General features: G+C 44.2%; 13 protein-coding genes. 6 read left to right on the top strand and 7 right to left on the bottom strand.

The annotated features are described in order from the left end of the window. The first annotated feature begins 161 nt into the window (after positions 1-161). The 4 genes from PG901_RS08345 to ruvB all read left to right on the top strand — a co-directional run bounded on the left by PG901_RS08345 (position 162) and on the right by ruvB (position 3,968). Positions 162-548, top strand: a complete 387-nt coding sequence (locus PG901_RS08345; RefSeq protein WP_271134180.1) for a hypothetical protein — start codon at positions 162-164, stop codon at positions 546-548. A gap of 458 nt (positions 549-1,006) precedes the next feature. Then, positions 1,007-2,044, top strand: coding sequence for a class II fructose-bisphosphate aldolase (gene fba, locus PG901_RS08340; protein WP_271134179.1), 1,038 nt, complete (start codon positions 1,007-1,009; stop codon positions 2,042-2,044). Between the two features lie 119 nt (positions 2,045-2,163). Then, entirely contained in the window at positions 2,164-2,784 is a 621-nt protein-coding gene (gene ruvA / locus PG901_RS08335) for a Holliday junction branch migration protein RuvA (protein WP_271134289.1), read from the top strand. 203 nt (positions 2,785-2,987) lie between these two features. Beyond that, positions 2,988-3,968, top strand: a complete 981-nt coding sequence (gene ruvB / locus PG901_RS08330) for a Holliday junction branch migration DNA helicase RuvB (RefSeq protein WP_201563046.1) — start codon at positions 2,988-2,990, stop codon at positions 3,966-3,968. A 226-nt stretch (positions 3,969-4,194) separates the two neighbouring features. Here the strand turns inward: ruvB and PG901_RS08325 are convergent, their stop codons facing one another. The 5 genes from PG901_RS08325 to PG901_RS08305 all read right to left on the bottom strand — a co-directional run bounded on the left by PG901_RS08325 (position 4,195) and on the right by PG901_RS08305 (position 10,393). Continuing rightward, positions 4,195-5,631, bottom strand: a complete 1,437-nt coding sequence (locus tag PG901_RS08325) for an FAD-binding oxidoreductase (protein ID WP_271134178.1) — start codon at positions 5,629-5,631, stop codon at positions 4,195-4,197. Positions 5,632-5,817: 186 nt separating this feature from the next. Beyond that, positions 5,818-7,476, bottom strand: coding sequence for an ABC1 kinase family protein (locus PG901_RS08320; RefSeq protein WP_271134177.1), 1,659 nt, complete (start codon positions 7,474-7,476; stop codon positions 5,818-5,820). Between the two features lie 105 nt (positions 7,477-7,581). Then, positions 7,582-8,277, bottom strand: a complete 696-nt coding sequence (locus PG901_RS08315) for a ubiquinone biosynthesis accessory factor UbiJ (RefSeq protein ID WP_201562929.1) — start codon at positions 8,275-8,277, stop codon at positions 7,582-7,584. Positions 8,278-8,440: 163 nt separating this feature from the next. Next, positions 8,441-9,568, bottom strand: coding sequence for a bifunctional demethylmenaquinone methyltransferase/2-methoxy-6-polyprenyl-1,4-benzoquinol methylase UbiE (gene ubiE / locus PG901_RS08310; RefSeq protein ID WP_271134176.1), 1,128 nt, complete (start codon positions 9,566-9,568; stop codon positions 8,441-8,443). Between the two features lie 114 nt (positions 9,569-9,682). Then, the gene (locus tag PG901_RS08305; RefSeq protein ID WP_271134175.1) at positions 9,683-10,393 is read right to left on the bottom strand and encodes an FFLEELY motif protein; all 711 of its coding nucleotides are present in this window, start codon (positions 10,391-10,393) and stop codon (positions 9,683-9,685) included. Between the two features lie 412 nt (positions 10,394-10,805). Between PG901_RS08305 and PG901_RS08300 the strand changes: the two genes are divergently transcribed. Beyond that, on the top strand, positions 10,806-12,452 hold the full coding sequence (locus PG901_RS08300; RefSeq protein WP_271134174.1) for an ATPase: 1,647 nt from the start codon (positions 10,806-10,808) through the stop codon (positions 12,450-12,452). Between the two features lie 225 nt (positions 12,453-12,677). On the opposite strand, the gene PG901_RS08295 is transcribed toward PG901_RS08300, so the two are convergent. Further along, a complete protein-coding gene (locus PG901_RS08295; protein ID WP_201562923.1) occupies positions 12,678-12,824 on the bottom strand; it encodes a hypothetical protein in 147 nt (48 codons plus the stop codon). A gap of 319 nt (positions 12,825-13,143) precedes the next feature. On the opposite strand from PG901_RS08295, the gene PG901_RS08290 reads away from it, so the two are divergent. Beyond that, the gene (locus tag PG901_RS08290) at positions 13,144-14,751 is read left to right on the top strand and encodes an inorganic phosphate transporter (protein ID WP_201562921.1); all 1,608 of its coding nucleotides are present in this window, start codon (positions 13,144-13,146) and stop codon (positions 14,749-14,751) included. 225 nt (positions 14,752-14,976) lie between these two features. Here PG901_RS08290 and PG901_RS08285 read toward each other — a convergent pair whose 3' ends face one another. Further along, entirely contained in the window at positions 14,977-16,635 is a 1,659-nt protein-coding gene (locus tag PG901_RS08285) for an aminotransferase class I/II-fold pyridoxal phosphate-dependent enzyme (RefSeq protein WP_271134173.1), read from the bottom strand. Between the last annotated feature and the right edge of the window lie 25 nt (positions 16,636-16,660).

Genomic DNA, 16,660 nt, shown 5'->3' with positions numbered 1-16,660 from the left:
AACCTGTCAATATGAAAGCAAGAAGTAAGAGTGGTCACTGATTATTATTAAGTGGTAATTATTTGTTTCTATACTGAAAATTGTTATTGCATGTCTAATTTGCACTCTATAAAATAGCGCAAATCATGTATTTGGCATGCTTTATTTACGAGAGGTTTATTATGTTAAAACGTCATTTATTACTTGCTAGCGTACTTGCTGGTACTTTTGCAATCACTGCATGTAGCCAAGAAACACAAGATAAAACGGCAGCTGCTGCTGATTCTGCTGCTGAAGATACTGCTGCTAACACTGATGCTGCCGCTGCTGAAACAGAAGCCGCTGCTGCTGACGCTGAAGTTGCTGCCCAAAACGCCGGTACTGAAGTTGCCGAAGGCGCTGAAACTGCCGGTGCTGCTGCTACTGATGCACTAGCAAATACTGGCGAAGCGGTCGTGGTAGGCGCCAATGAAGCCGTGTCCGCTACTGCTGGCGTGGTTGCCGATGGCGCAGCTGCTGTTGAAGATAAAGCCAGTGAAAATGCAGTAGAAGCAGAGCAACAGTACTAAAAAGCAACAGTACTAATTAGTAGTTTTAGTTTTAATTTTAAGCATTGGTTATCAATACTAATTGCTTTATAAGCCTCAAAATATTTAAAAAGCTTTGGTAATAGCCAAGGCTTTTTTGTATTTAAAACATTCATCTAGCACAGCCAAATCAAAGACATAAGGTATTTGGTTTATGGATATTTATAATAAACCTGTATAGGCGATAAGTCCTATCAAATAGATTGATAAAAACCGACTGTATTTTTTATAAATTGAGCAAAGAAATAAATAGTCGGCTAAGCGCTACGAAGCGGTGACAATTTTTGCTATAATCACGGCGTAATAATTACGATAAAAAAACACCAGTTTTTCGCTGGTCTGGCTATATAAGGCTAGGATTTTAGGGCAATTGTTGCAACATCGTATTTTTAAGAATGATTTCTTAATATCATATTCAAAATTTAATCAGAGAGCGTCTTATGGCTTTAATATCGTTACGTCAACTTCTAGATCATGCCGCCGAGCACAGCTACGGTGTTCCTGCCTTTAACGTCAATAACTTAGAGCAGATGCGTGCAATCATGATGGCGGCCGACGCCTGTGACTCGCCTGTCATTGTTCAAGCCAGTGCCGGCGCCCGTAGTTATGCAGGTTCTGCGTTTTTACGTCATCTGATTATTGCGGCGATTGAAGAGTGGCCACATATTCCTGTAGTGATGCATCAAGATCATGGTATGTCACCTGCTATTTGCCAGCGCTCAATTCAGATGGGCTTTTCATCAGTGATGATGGATGGCTCGCTTGGTGAAGACGGCAAAACGCCAATGGACTATGATTATAACGCTAGCGTGACTCGCGAAGTGGTCAAAATGGCGCACGCGTGCGGTGTTTCAGTAGAAGGTGAAATTGGTTGCTTGGGCAGTCTTGAGACAGGAATGGCAGGCGAAGAAGATGGCTCTGGTGCAGAAGGCATCTTAGATCACGAGCAACTGTTGACCAGCGCTGATGAAGCCGAGCAGTTTGTCAAAGACACCAATGTGGATGCGTTAGCCATTGCTATCGGTACCAGCCATGGTGCGTATAAATTCACCCGTCCACCTACAGGCGATATCTTATCCATTGAGCGCGTAAAAGAGATTCATGCCCGTATCCCGCATACCCATTTGGTCATGCATGGCTCGTCGTCAGTACCGCAAGAGTGGCTAAAAGTTATCAATGAAAACGGCGGTAACATCGGTGAGACTTATGGTGTACCGGTTGAGCAAATTGTTGAAGCGATTAAGCATGGTGTGCGTAAGGTAAATATCGATACTGATTTGCGTTTGGCATCAACGGGCGCTATCCGTAAATTCCTTGCGGAAAATCCAAGTGAATTTGATCCACGTAAATACTTTAAAGCCTCTATGGTTGCGATGTCAGATATCTGTACCAATCGCTTTGAAGCTTTTGGTTCTGCTGGTCAAGCACATAAGATTCGCCCAATCAGCCTTGAAGGTATGGTCGATTTTTATAAATAAGCGTTGCCAACAAGATATGCTCATTTAATCATAGCAGCATGGCTTATTTTTAGCGCAGCTTCTATATTTAAGCTTGGTACTTATGTACTGTACGTCGGTTCTATAAAAGGTGGTAGATGATGATTGGATTGATTAGCGGACAGGTGCAGTATTTGATGGCGCCGACTGCCTGTGTCATGACCACCTCTGGCGTAGGCTACGATATAGAGCTGCCGCTACCGTCGTTTTGCCAGTTGCGTCTCAACGAGCAGGCGAGCATTTGGACGCATTTTCATGTGCGTGAAGATGCGCAGCTGCTTTATGGCTTTATCGATCGTAAGGAGCGTGATGTCTTTCGCCAGTTGATTAAAATCAATGGTGTTGGGGCAAAGATGGCATTGGCTATGCTGTCTGCGATGTCAGCTGCTGAGCTAAAAATGCATGTCGAGCAAGAGTCAGAGACGGCATTGACGCGGATTCCAGGTATCGGTAAAAAGACAGCACAGCGTTTATTGATTGAGCTAAAAGACAAGCTAAAAAATATTGAGGTTGATAACAGTAATTTAGAGTTTGCGATTCAGCCTGCGCCCATTTCTGCTGAAGGCAGTATCATCGCTGAGGTGGAAGGCGCCTTAATTAGCTTGGGTTATAAAGAAAGAGAAGCGCAGCAAGCGATTAAAGCCGCTAAGAGTAATGGCGCTACCTTTGCAGATACGCAAAGCTTGCTAAAAGCCACCTTGCAACAGCTATCTGGCTTTTAAGTAATGTGAGCGTGTTATTCTATAGTATCAATAAGTCTTCAACAGATAAGCGACATTCATTGTCGCTTATTTTCGTTTTAGGCTGTGTTTTTTTGACTAGCTGCTTTATGATGTTTTGCATGACTTATACGCAGCGTTTGGTTATGCTGTTTATTACCTAGCCTTTTAAAAATAATTATTTTAATAAAATGATAAAACCTATGATGCAAGATCGTTTGATTAATCCGTTAGAAGGGGCAGGTGATGCGCCTGATTCCAATATTCGACCGGCATTATTGGCTGAATATATCGGTCAGCCGGTGGTGCGTGAGCAGATGGAAGTGTTCATTAGCGCTGCCAGAGGCCGTAACGAGCCGTTGGATCATACCCTTATCTTTGGTCCACCGGGCTTAGGGAAGACAACCCTTGCCAATATCATTGCTCGTGAGATGGGCGGCAATCTGCGCTCAACGTCAGGGCCAGTGCTTGAGCGTCCAGGTGATTTAGCCGCCATGCTGACCAATTTAGAAGAAGGTGATGTACTCTTTATCGATGAAATCCATCGCTTGAGCTCTGTTATTGAAGAAATCCTTTATCCAGCGATGGAAGATTTTCAGCTCGATATTATGATTGGTGAAGGGCCGGCAGCGCGTTCTATCAAGCTTGATTTACCGCCGTTTACCTTAGTTGCGGCAACCACACGAGCAGGGCTGTTGACCTCGCCATTACGTGATCGTTTTGGGATTGTGCAGCGCTTAGAGTTTTATAATATCGCTGATTTGACGACGATTGTTAGCCGTGCCGCGCGTTTAATGCGCGTGCCAATGAGTGAAGATGGTGCGGTAGAGATTGCTCGCCGTGCGCGTGGTACGCCAAGGATTGCCAATCGATTATTACGCCGTGTCCGTGATTATGCGCAGGTGAGAGGCGATGGTAGTATCAATGGCGCGATAGCCGGTAGTGCGCTCGATATGCTGGCCGTAGATAGACGTGGGCTTGATCATTTAGACAGACGTTATATTGAGATATTGCAAGAGCGTTTTGATGGTGGTCCTGCAGGCGTTGAAGCAGTAGCAGCAGCCATGGCTGAGGATCGCGGTACGTTAGAGGATGTGATTGAGCCGTATTTGATTCAGCAAGGCTATGTACTGCGAACCGCTCGTGGTCGTGTATTGACGCAAATGGCGATTGATCAGATGTTATAGAATAGTCAATTCAAAACGCACGAGGTATATCTTTAATAGCCTTGTGCAGGTATAAATTTTTCTCGCTTGCTGTGTGCTTTGCACTCCAGAGGCTTTGAAAAATTCATACCTGCAGCCTCGCATTTGCTTCAAAACAAATGAACCATATTAAAACCAAAAATGCGTCTGCGTCTAATTTTTTAATTAAACGCAGACGCACTTTTTTACTTTGATTTTAATAAGCTTATTAAATAGTAGGTAACGTTTCAGGCCATATCTTGCCGGGATTTAAAATATTTTTAGGGTCAAGCGCTGACTTAATGGCTTGCATCAACACTAAAGCATTACCGTGCTCTTGTTGCATATATTTCTGTTTGCCTTGTCCAATACCGTGCTCACCGGTACAGGTGCCATCCATCTCAATCGCACGGCTGGCAAGGCGGCTGATGATACCGTCAGCGGTAGCGACTTCTTCAGGGTTGTTGGTATCGACCAATAATAAAACATGAAAATTACCATCGCCTACGTGACCGACAATAGGTCCAATCATGCCAGACGCTTCGATATCTTTTGCTGTCTCACTGACGCATTCTGCCAAGCGTGAAATGGGCACGCAGGCATCAGTCGATAAGGCGCTTGCCTCAGGTCGTAGGGCACAGCTAGCATGATAGGCATTATGCCGCGCTTGCCACAAACGTTTACGTTCGGCTTCATTGGTATCCCAAGCAAAATCCGTACCGCCGAATTCTTCGATGATATCGGTAAAGATTTGCGCTTGTTCAGCGACGCTGGCTTCTGTGCCATGAAACTCTACAAATAGCGTAGGTGTCTCAGTTAAATCAAGATTAGCATATTGATTACAGGCTTTGATTTGCATGGCATCGAGCAGCTCGATACGGGCAATGGGCAAGCACATTTGAATGGTCAACATCACCGCCTGACAAGCATCTTCAATCGTTGGGAAGTGGCAGATACCACTGCCAATACATTCGCTGATACCAAATAACTTGAGCGTGACTTCGGTGACGATACCAAGCGTACCTTCTGAACCGATCATCAATCGCGTCAAATCATAACCAGCAGCAGACTTTTTGGCACGGGTGCCGGTGCGGACAATCTCTCCGCTTGCGGTAACGACTTCAAGTGCAAGTACCACATCTTTCATGGTGCCATAGCGTACGGCATTGGTGCCTGAGGCGCGAGTAGCGACCATACCGCCGATACTGGCATTGGCACCGGGGTCTATGGGGAAAAATAGTCCGGTATCACGTAAATAATGGTTAAGTTGCTCACGTGTGACGCCAGGTTGTACGGTAACGGTCAGGTCTTCATTATTAACCTGCAATATCGCATCCATGGCATGCATATCAATACATAGCCCGCCATAGGGTGCGTTTAATTGACCTTCTAAGGATGAGCCAATACCAAAGGCAATCACTGGCATCTGATACTGATTGCAAATCTCAACCGCAGCAGCAACCTCGTGTTTATCCTGTACTGTTAATACCGCGTCGGGTGGCTGATTGGCAAGCCACGTCATGGTATGACCATGCTGCTCACGTATTGTGGTATTGGTGCTCAGTTGTTTGCCAAAGCGTGTTTGCAAAGCGGCAATAGCGTCACTATGATTTGGTTTGACTGAATCATGAGGCTTGGAAGGTGATGTAGATGATATGGTCGACATAGGTAAATTCTCCATATAAGACGTACTTTAACTGACCAAACAAGCTGTCAGATAAGATAAAAGTTTAAGCTCTAATTCCTTTTGATTGTCGTTAAAGGACAATCAAAAGGAATTAGAGCTTATTAGATTAAAATTTAACTTTTATAACTATTAATGAGTATTCACAGCCATTAAAAAATCAGCAATCTAAGCTAGAACCCGCCAAATAACGACAATCATAGCCAATAAATAAAAGATAGGCGCAAACCAACCGACTTGTGTGGCGATGGCAATAAACACGGCAAAACCTGACAGCGCTAGCCAATCACGGCGACGATCATTAAGCATGTCTGCGCGAATCTGCTGTATTTCTCGCAGCTGACTGTCTTGGCGCGACCCTTGTGAGGCAAGGCTTTGCAATCCTTGATCTAGCAGCTTAGGAATATCAGTGGTTGATAATAAAATCTCTGGCAACTGCTGACGCAGATGTTGCAAGTTACGCATCGGATCGAGCTGCTCTTTAATCCAGCCGCTTAAAATGGGCTTAGCAAGTGACCAGATATCAAGGTCAGGATATAAGTCGCGACCAAGTCCTTCGACATGCACTAAGGTTTTAAGTAGCAGCATCAATTGCGGCGGAATACTCATATGGTGGCGACGGGCGATATCTAAAATCTGCATCAACACACCAGCAAAGTCGATATCATTAATGGATTTTTGTAGCATCGGACCGACAGTGCGTTTCATATCACGCATTAAAGCATGCTTATCGGTATTGGGCGGTATCCAACCAGCACGGCTGACGATATCAACCATCGCCGTAAAGTTATTATTCATCACCGCCAAAAGCATGCGCGCGACAATAAGCTGGTCGTCTTTTGATAGCGTACCCATAATGGCGCAATCAAGGCCGATATAGCGCGGCTCATGACCCAAGTCAACCGCTGCCATATTTGCAGTGAGCGTTTTAACCGGCGGCGTTTCTACAAAGACATTACCCGGATGCATATCAGCATGAAAGAAATTATCGCGAAATACTTGGGTGAAAAATATCGTTAAGCCTTTTTCTGCCAGTGCTGCACGGTCATAACCAAGCTTATCAAATACCTCAACTTGCGAGATAGGAACGCCTTGAATACGCTCCATGACCATGACGTTTTTGGCCGCATCATAGACTTCAGGCACATACATCAATGCAGAACCCAAGAAGTTATTACGCATCTGCGTGGTATTGTCTGCCTCTAAGGTTAAATCCAATTCATTAAGCATGACTTGGCGATAGTCTTCGACAATATCAACGATATGGATGGCACGCGCCGCTTCGATACGCGCCGATGCCCAACTGGCAAGCTCACGTAATAGTTCAAAGTCAGCAACGATAGTGGTGCGAATATCAGGGCGAACGACCTTTACCACCACTTCACGACCATCATGTAGAGCCGCCGTATGTACTTGGGCGATAGAGGCTGCTGCTAACGGCTTAACGTCAAAACGGGCAAATAGCGTGGCGATAGATTGACCGAGACCATGTTTCGAATCTTGGATTTGGGCAATAGCAACGTCAGAGTCGAAAGGCTTGACCTTATCTTGCAGCTGCACCAATTGCTCGATAATCTCAGGCGGCACCAAATCGCGGCGCGTCGAAAGCAATTGACCCAGTTTCAAAAATAACGTACCCATATCTTCAAGCGCATATTTTATGGCATTGGGCTGATGTTTTTTACCCCAAGCAGCTGGATGCAAGCGAATTAAACGCGCTAAAGGTTGCAGCTGCGGCGCTTCTTCGACAGACAGATGGGTATCAATGCGATAAGCGGCGGCAATACGCCAAAGTTCAAATAAACGGGCGCGATGGGATAGTAGCATGGGATATAGGTACTCTAAAAATTCGAAAATAGGCTAGATATTGTATTTTTCATAACAGTAGATGTTTATAGAGAGCATTTAAACAATCTTAGCATCTACGTATTATTATCTATTATTGCTTAAACGTGCTTGCTCATCTTTGATAGCAGCAAGCTTAGCTTCTTCTCGCTCAATATCAGCACGCAGTTTTAATAACTGCTGTTTTAAATCATTGACTTCGGCGGCTTCCATCGGGTCAGGAGCAACATTACCGGCTACATCATTTGCCCAGTCGCTGACATCATTAAAGGCGCGTTTGGCGCTATGACGCCAGCTGCCTTTTAGCTGTGAGATGAGAAGATGCAGTTGGCTGGCCATCGGTTTACCAATAAAGGGCTCAAGCTGTCCAGCGACATCAGGATCAAAACCTGCGACCAGTTGTTTAAGTTGCATGAGCACTTTGTAATCACCAGCGATAGGCAAGTTGCCCTCAGTGCCGCGCATCAGGTTGAGCAGCTGCGCAGGATTATCAACGGTAATAATGCAGTCTGGACGACTATGGCCAAGACGCGCACGCTCTAGACTGGCTTTTTGGCGCTCATTCATATTGCCGCTTGGCTCAAAGACACTCTCCGTCATGACCGGCTCAAAGCGCAAACGCTCATCGGTAAATAAGACGTCCAAATTCACTTCAGGCGTGCCCATATTTAAACGCAGCACTTTACCCGCAAGCGGTGCCAGACCAGCTTTGGTAATCTCATCGCTGGCAATGGCGATATTAATCAGCTTTTCGGCACCCGCCAAAAGTAATACAGTCAGCATAAGGCTCTCGCATGTTTGGTTGAGCGCCATAAGCGTGGCGCATATTTCAATATTGGCTGTTATGACGATCATTAAACGCCTGCCTAATGACAGACGTTTTTACATTATGAATAAGCTTGTATAGCCAGCTTTTATCACTAGATATTAAGCATAAATAACGTGTTTATGCTTTAAAGCCGCGATGGACCGCGACGATACCAGCAGTCAAGTTATGATAATCGCAATTTTCAAAGCCTGCTTGCTGCATCATCTGTTTAAGCGTTTGCTGATCAGGATGCATACGAATCGATTCTGCCAAGTATTGATAGCTTTCAGCATCATTAGCAATCAGCTTGCCCATAATTGGCAAAGCAGTAAATGAATATAAATCATAAGCTTTTGATAATGGCTCAAAGACAGGTTTTGAGAATTCTAAAATCAGTAAACGCCCGCCTGGCTTTAGCACACGATACATAGATTTTAGAGCAGCATCTTTGTCTGTGACATTACGCAGACCAAAGCTGATAGTCACTAAATCAAAGCTTTCATCATCGAATGGCGCTAAAGTTTCAGCGTTTGCTAAGACAAAATCAACGTTATTACAGCCAGCATTAATCAAGCGCTCACGACCCACTTCTAACATCGCCGCATTGATGTCTGATAACACCACATGACCGTTGCGACCAACTTCACGGCTGAATACTTTAGCCAAATCGCCCGTACCGCCAGCGATATCAAGCACATGCTGACCGGCACGTACACCTGATAAGCTAATCGCATAACGCTTCCATAAACGATGAATACCAAATGACATTAAGTCATTCATAATATCGTATTTTTTGGCAACTGAGGTAAAGACATCAGCAACGCGCGCTTGCTTTTCTGCTTTATTAACCGTCTTATAACCAAAATGCGTTTGCTCATTACCATCAGTATCAGGCGTATGTGGGTTATTGATGTCATCACGCTGGTTAAATAGCGTTTGTTTGGCGGTTTGTGCTTGCGGAGAAGTAGGGTTGGCGCTGTTGTTTAATGTGGCGTTAGGGTTAGCGTTGGTGGTATGGTTTGGCATAGTCGTTTGTTGACCTTGTGGGGTTCCGGTTGGTAAGTCTTGCACTTGGGTGAAGTCATTATTATTGTTATCGACTGCGGCATTTTCATTAAGCGTCGTATTAGAAACATGGTTTTGACGCGCTTTTACTTGCGCGGTGATATTTTGATTGTTGGCGATACTGTCTTTGACCAATTTATCTTGCAGGTGACCATGAGAAGTCGCATCAGTTGCAGCATTGTTATTTGAGTTGTCAATCATACGATTATCCTATTATTCGTTTTTATGATGGCGTATTTGAGCATTGTTGACTCATTATTTAAGTATAGTTTAATCAGTAACAGCGCCGTGAGCCACGTGCATTATTTGACCCTATCATACACCAAACGTTGCTGGCTTACCGCCATTATCCGTGTTGTGAACTTCGTCAATAATCTCAAGCTCACGCTCACAAAATGGTTCGATAAAGCTGCTGACGCTTTTTAGCGGTTTCATGGCTTTAAAGCCTGCATCAATAAAGTCGTAAAGCGGTTGGAAGTTATAGCGATACGCAGCGCCTTTTGCCATTGCAAAGGCTTTTTTGAGCATAAAGGAATTCAGGTCTTTATCGGTACGATAGCAGACTTCTTTTAGGTTGTTAATTTGCACGCGACGCTCATCTGCCTCATCAACAGCGCGGTAGGCGGCAAGCATATTCTCTTCATTAACCGCTAAATCTTGAGCAACCAACCACTCGGCCAAATGCAAATCAAGCTCAATCGCCAAGATAGATGCTTGAATGCCCATGCTACCAGCTTCTAAAGAAGACTCTTTGGCTAGGCGCTCAAGTTTTTTGGCTTTAGGAAGGATACGTCCTAATTGCTCTGCCAATACTTTAAATTCATCACCACCATATAGCTGGGTTAAGAAATAATCTGCCATTAATTGGTTTTTTGGTTGTTCAAATAGCGCGCTGTGCGTACGCTTAATACGCGCTTGTTGCCATGCTTGCACTTCTTTAAGTTTAGTATTTAAGGCAGCATCTTCATGGTGTGGCAGCGCCCAAAAACGGTTTAAGTGCTGTTGTAAATTGGCTAAAGCAGTCATGGCAGGTAATCCTATAAAAAGTAAAAATAACAATCAATCAAATTGATGGTAAAAGGGCTGAGAGGGTACTAAATTTTATACTTATAGGCAGCTATTAAAGCATGCTCGCAAGATTTTGTTCACCTTAAAAGAAAATACCGCAGAATACAAATGCCAAACTGTTACATAGCAGGGTTATTTACTAAATTTACGCAATGCTATGATTAACTAAAATGGTGATTTTAAGCACTGTGATAAGTGTTGTAATCAGTATTGTAAGCAATGTTATAAAAACAAAGCACTTATAACATAGCTATGTAAATATGAAATGGCTAGGCAAAAAAATCATTCATACAGAACATCCATAAAAATAGTATAACGCCGCATAACAAAGCATAAAATATTATCTAATAATAATAGAGGGAGCATGGGCATGAACAAAAAAAATGATACGACTGAGGACCAAGCGCCACAAGCCGTGAGTGACCAATTTAGTAAGCAAGTCATCGAGCAGCGCTTAACACCCAATCCGTTAAATCTCTTTTCTATGGACAAAGATACCCTGCGATTGGCATTGGTCACCGCACAGTTTGCTCTGCGTGCCACGCGGCAACAAACACCGCCAACTATGAATAAACCAACAGGGTTATTAGTGCTGGTCAACGGTATGGAGCAAGCAGGCAAGGGCACAGCGGTCACCCAGCTGCGGCAATGGGTCGACCCACGTTTACTGAAAGTCGAGGCAACCATTGGTGATTGTCCCTTAGAGCATCAGCCGATTTGGCAGGCACATACCAAGGCGCTGCCGCGTCATGGCGATGTCATGGTATATTTTGGCAACTGGTATGCTGATTTGCTCTATAACGTCATGCGTATGGCAACGCTAGATAATGAAGGTAAGGAACATAAAGAAAGTAAGGATAAGAATAATAACCAGCTGAAAGATAAAGCCTTGCCTATTGGCCAATGGCAAGACTATTTAAAACAAGCGCTGACTAAGTTACAAGCCTTTGAACAAGACCTTGCTGCTAATCAAACCAAGCTGCTCAAATGCTGGTTTCATGTCGATATCGAAACCTTGCAGGCGCGGCTAAATGACGACAAGGCTGATCCAGAATTTTTATATCAAATTGATTGGAAAAACAAAAAGGTCGTCGAAACTTTTAATGAGGTGGCAACGGCGCTATTACGCCAGCAGGGAGATTGGATTATTATCGATGGTGATGACAAATCACAAGCAGCCATGCATTTTTGTCATCAAGTGTTGCAAGCGATGCAAACAGCGTTAGCAAGCAGTCGTATAGAGGAAAGCGAACAGCTAGAAAATGTTAAAAAATTCGAGCCAGTAAAAGTCCCTAAAGCTTTGATAAATATCGATGATATCGAGATAGATAAGTCTGAGTACCATGAAGCGCTTGCCGATAAACAAGCGCGCCTTGCTGAGCTGCTACGTGCGCGTAAGGGTCGGCATGTGATCTTTGCCTTTGAAGGTATGGATGCGGCTGGCAAGGGTGGCGCTATTAAAAGACTGGTTGCGCCGCTCGACCCACGCGAGTATCAGATTTATAATATTGGCGCACCGATGCTGTATGAATTACAACACCCTTATCTATGGCGATTTTGGACCAAACTGCCCAATGAGCAGATCGATCGTATCAGCCGTATCGCTATCTTTGACCGTACTTGGTATGGGCGCGTATTGGTCGAACGTATTGAGGGTTTTGCGACCGATGAAGAATGGCAGCGCGCTTATGATGAAATCAATCGCTTTGAGGCGGATTTGGTAGCGGCTGGCACGATAGTTATCAAATACTGGCTTGCCATCGATAAGAAAGAGCAGCTTAAGCGCTTTGAGGCGCGCGAAGAGACCCCGCATAAGCAATTTAAATTGACCGATGATGATTGGCGTAATCGTGATAACTGGGCAGATTATGTGCAATCGGCAGCTGATATGCTGGCACGTACAAATACAGAGGACGCCCCTTGGTGTGTCATCGCCACCAATGAAAAGCGGCAAGCGCGCCTAGATGTATTAGACCATGCCATTGAGCAGCTATCTTTAGCACTGCCTGATAACTGATTAAAAGGTTTGAGAATTGATTATATTTTGGCTCAGCCAAATTATAAAATATAACAACAAATTTTCACTAAATTGACAAGTTTTATCGCGCTTACATTCACAGTTACAAATCTCGCAATATCATCATGCATTCTGTGTCTATATTTAATATAATAGGCACATTATAAACTCTGCTTTCTACAAAATAGCTCAGCAGTCGGATACTGTATTTATCATATAAATGCTTTAATCATTACTCATATATTTGTCATAACCAACGCTATCACTATAAAAACCTAAGCCGCAAGCTGCTGTAATCGGATGATTTGGCAATACTACTTGCGGCTTTATGGCATTTTGTGTGATGGTTTTTTTACCTGATATTTTTATCATAGGCAAACTAAGCTAGATATTAGTGCTAGGTATGAGTAGAAAATAATGGTAAACAGACGAGATCGTCTGAGTGATGGATCAATAAGGTATTGCAGGCTAGTTATTCAAACCAATTTTCAAAGCGGTGGTTTAAAGCCGTGGTTTAAAACAGTATTTCAACAAACAAGTTCAAAAAACAGTATTTCAAAAAACAGTATTTCAAAAACACGTTGCGCACACGCTATCATAATATTGGGTGGTGAAAACAACACCGTTCATAGCGCCGCAATGTCATCAATCACATATAATTTCAATCAGCTTACGCAGGACGTATCAACGTATGGGTATTAGCAGCAGTTCTACAGGACCAACCAAAGCAGTCGGTTCTATGAGAATCAATCTATTTTTTGCCATTTTACTGATTGCGATGACCGCTTACTTTTTATGGTGGGGTCTAGATTACACCATGCATCAGCAGACGACGCTATTTATCGTAGCGACGGCTTTTGGTGTGTTTATGGCATTCAATATCGGTGGTAATGACGTCGCCAACTCCTTTGGTACCTCAGTGGGTGCGGGGACGTTGACCATTCCGCAAGCCTTGGGTATCGCAGCGATATTTGAAGTGTCGGGCGCGGTGTTGGCAGGCGGTGAAGTTACCGATACCATCCGAAGCGGTATTGTCGATCTCGATGGTCTATCGGTCACGCCCAACCAGTTTATTTATGTCATGCTCTCAGCGCTTATCGCTGCTGCATTTTGGTTGTTATTTGCGACCAAAAAAGGTCTGCCCGTTTCAACCACTCACGCCATTATCGGCGGCGTGGTTGGTAGCTCCATTGTATTAGGTATCTCGTTAGGTGGCACCGAAATGGCGTTATCTACGGTGAATTGGGGCACGATTGGAACGATTGCTATCTCTTGGGTCATATCACCATTACTCGGCGGCGTCTTCTCCTACCTGTTATATGGCCAGATTAAGAAAAATATCATTGAGTATAATGATAGAACAGAAGCGCACATTGCGACGCTAAAGGGCGATAAAAAAACCTTAAAGCAAAATCACAAAGAGTATCTGGATGGTCTGACCGAATCAGAACAACTGGCTTATACCTCAGCGATGTTACGTGATCAGGAAATCTATAAAGATGATGATTGCGACGTTGAAGATTTAGAAACCGATTATTACAAACAGCTTTATGAAATTGAAAACGAGCGCAGCAACCTCGATACGCTAAAAGCATTAAAGCAATGGGTACCTATTATTGCGGCTGCTGGCGGCGCGGTCATGGCCTCTTTGGTCATCTTTAAAGGCTTAAAGAATGTCAATAATGGCATGACAACGCTGCAAGGCTTTTTAATCATGGGCATGATTGCAGCGCTAGTTTGGCTTGCGACCTATATCTATACCAAGAGTATCCGCGGTAAGCATAAGGAAGATTTGACCAAAGCGACGTTTATTATGTTTAGCTGGATGCAAGTCTTTACCGCATCAGCCTTTGCCTTTAGTCACGGCTCAAACGATATCGCCAACGCCGTCGGTCCTTTTGCCGCGATTATGGACGTTATCCGTACCAATAGCATAGCGACCGAAGCGGCAGTACCACCTGCAGTTATGTTAACCTTTGGTGTGGCGCTAATCGTTGGTCTTTGGTTTATCGGTAAAGAAGTGATTCAAACCGTTGGTACCAATCTGGCAAAAATGCATCCGGCTTCTGGCTTCTCAGCGGAATTGGCTGCTGCTGCTGTGGTAATGGGCGCTTCGACCATGGGGCTGCCGGTATCGAGTACGCATACCTTAGTTGGTGCGGTACTTGGCATCGGTATCGTCAATAGAGACACCAACTGGGCGCTGATGAAGCCTATCGGTTTGGCATGGATAATTACCCTTCCTGCCGCCGCTTCAATGTCAGCTATCAGCTATATTTTCTTAAGTAATATTTTTTAAGACAAAGTTTTTTAAATGACACTTTTAAAGCCATGTTTTTAGAGTATTGTTCTTAAAGAAGTATTCTTAAGGTGGTTTTTTAGATTAAAGCCGTATGAGTTTTTAACAAGATTTTAACGGTGAGATTTTACTACTTTATCTAACAGCATAAAAAACGCTTATCAGCATCGTGCCGATAAGCGTTTTTTTATATTAAAATGAGAATTAATTTAATAAAATTAAGTTCTATTCGGTGCCAAACTGTTTACGTTTTTTGGCAAAGAAGCGGTCTAAGCGATCCATGGCATCTTCTAAATCGTGCAGGTTGGGCAAAAACACCAAGCGGAAATGGTCGGGTGCATCCCAGTTAAAGCCAGTGCCTTGTACCAGTAAGACGTTTTCTTCCACCAATAAATCCATCATAAACGCCATATCATCTTCGATAGGGTAGACGGCAGGATCCATCTTTGGAAAGCAATAAAACGCCCCTTGCGGCATGGTACAAGAAATACCTTTAATGGCGTTTAAGCGCGAAACCGCCATTTCGCGCTGCTTATAGAGACGGCCTTTTTTAGAGGTCAAATCCTTCATGCTTTGATAACCGCCCATCGCGGTTTGAATGGCATATTGCCCTTGAACGTTTGAACATAGGCGCATAGACGCCAGCATATCCAAACCTTCAATAAAGTCAGCAGCGTGGTGTTTTTTACCAGAAACCATCATCCAACCAGCGCGGAAACCTGCGATACGATGCGACTTTGATAAACCGTTGTAAGACAGCACAAGCACATCATCGGTCAAGGTGCTCATCGGTGTATGTTCCATATCATCATAGAGAATACGGTCATAAATCTCATCGGCCATGATGATTAAATCGTGCTCTTTTGCCACCTCGATAATCTGCAGCAGCAATTCATCGCTATACAGTGCACCCGTTGGGTTATTGGGGTTAATAACCACGATGCCTTTGGTTTTAGAAGTGATTTTAGATTTGATGTCTTCGATATCAGGATGCCAATTGTCGTCTTCATTACAGCGATAATGCACGGCTGTACCGCCTGCTAAGTTGGCGGCTGCCGTCCAAAGCGGGTAATCAGGCATTGGCACCAGGACTTCATCGCCATCGTTCATGAGCGCCTGCATGGTCATGACAATCAGCTCAGAGACGCCATTACCCAAATACACATCACGCACATCGACAGCAGATAGCAGGCCTTTTGATTGATAATATTGCAAGACCGCTTTACGGGCCGCAAAAATCCCTTGCGAGTCTGAATATCCCGTCGCTTCTGGCAGATTCATCGCCACATCACGCAAAATCTCATGCGGTGCTTCAAGACCGAACGGGGCAGGGTTACCAATATTAAGCTTTAAAATGCGCTTACCTTCGGCTTCCATTTTATTAGCCGTCTGCAGCAGAGGACCGCGAATATCGTAACAAACGTTTTGTAATTTATCGGATTTTTTTATTGTGTTCATAGAGTGCCCACTCATAGGGTTGTTTTGTGAATGTGGTGCTGCTTGATTTGTCATTGGTTGAGCGTTGCTAACTTGCTTGCTAGAGGCTGCATTTTTATTATGAGCATTTATGCTTTGAGTTAAATCTGCGTCGCTAGCAATATTACTATCGATGTCTATATCGCTATTAGCTGCACTTTGCAGTTCACCACGCAAAAGGTACCCTTCGCTACAGCCTAAGATACGCGCTAAGGTCGGCAGCTTCGATGATACGATGCCATTGGTGCCGCGCTCCCAGTTAGAGATAGCACCGCGACTGACCTTTGCGCCTGCTGCGGTCATCGCTTGCGCCAATTGCTCGGCAGTCATGCCTTTATCGCGGCGCAGTTGTACCAATCGTTCGGCTTGCGTACTTTGAGGAGCTTGAGAAAATTCGCTATCAGCCATTGTTATGTGACCCTTTTATTAAAGA

Origin of the sequence: Psychrobacter sp. ANT_H3, assembly GCF_027919975.1 — a bacterium.
Classification (GTDB): Bacteria; Pseudomonadota; Gammaproteobacteria; order Pseudomonadales; family Moraxellaceae; genus Psychrobacter; species Psychrobacter maritimus.
This window is presented reverse-complemented; position numbering and strand designations above follow the sequence as displayed.

Bases quoted from the DNA above. Each gene is read 5' to 3' on its own strand.
- PG901_RS08345 (WP_271134180.1), top strand. From the start codon at position 162: ATGTTAAAACGTCATTTATTACTTGCTAGCGTACTTGCTGGTACTTTT.
- fba (WP_271134179.1), top strand. From the start codon at position 1,007: ATGGCTTTAATATCGTTACGTCAACTTCTAGATCATGCCGCCGAGCAC.
- ruvA (WP_271134289.1), top strand. From the start codon at position 2,164: ATGATTGGATTGATTAGCGGACAGGTGCAGTATTTGATGGCGCCGACT.
- ruvB (WP_201563046.1), top strand. From the start codon at position 2,988: ATGCAAGATCGTTTGATTAATCCGTTAGAAGGGGCAGGTGATGCGCCT.
- PG901_RS08325 (WP_271134178.1), bottom strand. From the start codon at position 5,631: ATGTCGACCATATCATCTACATCACCTTCCAAGCCTCATGATTCAGTC.
- PG901_RS08320 (WP_271134177.1), bottom strand. From the start codon at position 7,476: ATGCTACTATCCCATCGCGCCCGTTTATTTGAACTTTGGCGTATTGCC.
- PG901_RS08315 (WP_201562929.1), bottom strand. From the start codon at position 8,277: ATGCTGACTGTATTACTTTTGGCGGGTGCCGAAAAGCTGATTAATATC.
- ubiE (WP_271134176.1), bottom strand. From the start codon at position 9,568: ATGATTGACAACTCAAATAACAATGCTGCAACTGATGCGACTTCTCAT.
- PG901_RS08305 (WP_271134175.1), bottom strand. From the start codon at position 10,393: ATGACTGCTTTAGCCAATTTACAACAGCACTTAAACCGTTTTTGGGCG.
- PG901_RS08300 (WP_271134174.1), top strand. From the start codon at position 10,806: ATGAACAAAAAAAATGATACGACTGAGGACCAAGCGCCACAAGCCGTG.
- PG901_RS08295 (WP_201562923.1), bottom strand. From the start codon at position 12,824: ATGATAAAAATATCAGGTAAAAAAACCATCACACAAAATGCCATAAAG.
- PG901_RS08290 (WP_201562921.1), top strand. From the start codon at position 13,144: ATGGGTATTAGCAGCAGTTCTACAGGACCAACCAAAGCAGTCGGTTCT.
- PG901_RS08285 (WP_271134173.1), bottom strand. From the start codon at position 16,635: ATGGCTGATAGCGAATTTTCTCAAGCTCCTCAAAGTACGCAAGCCGAA.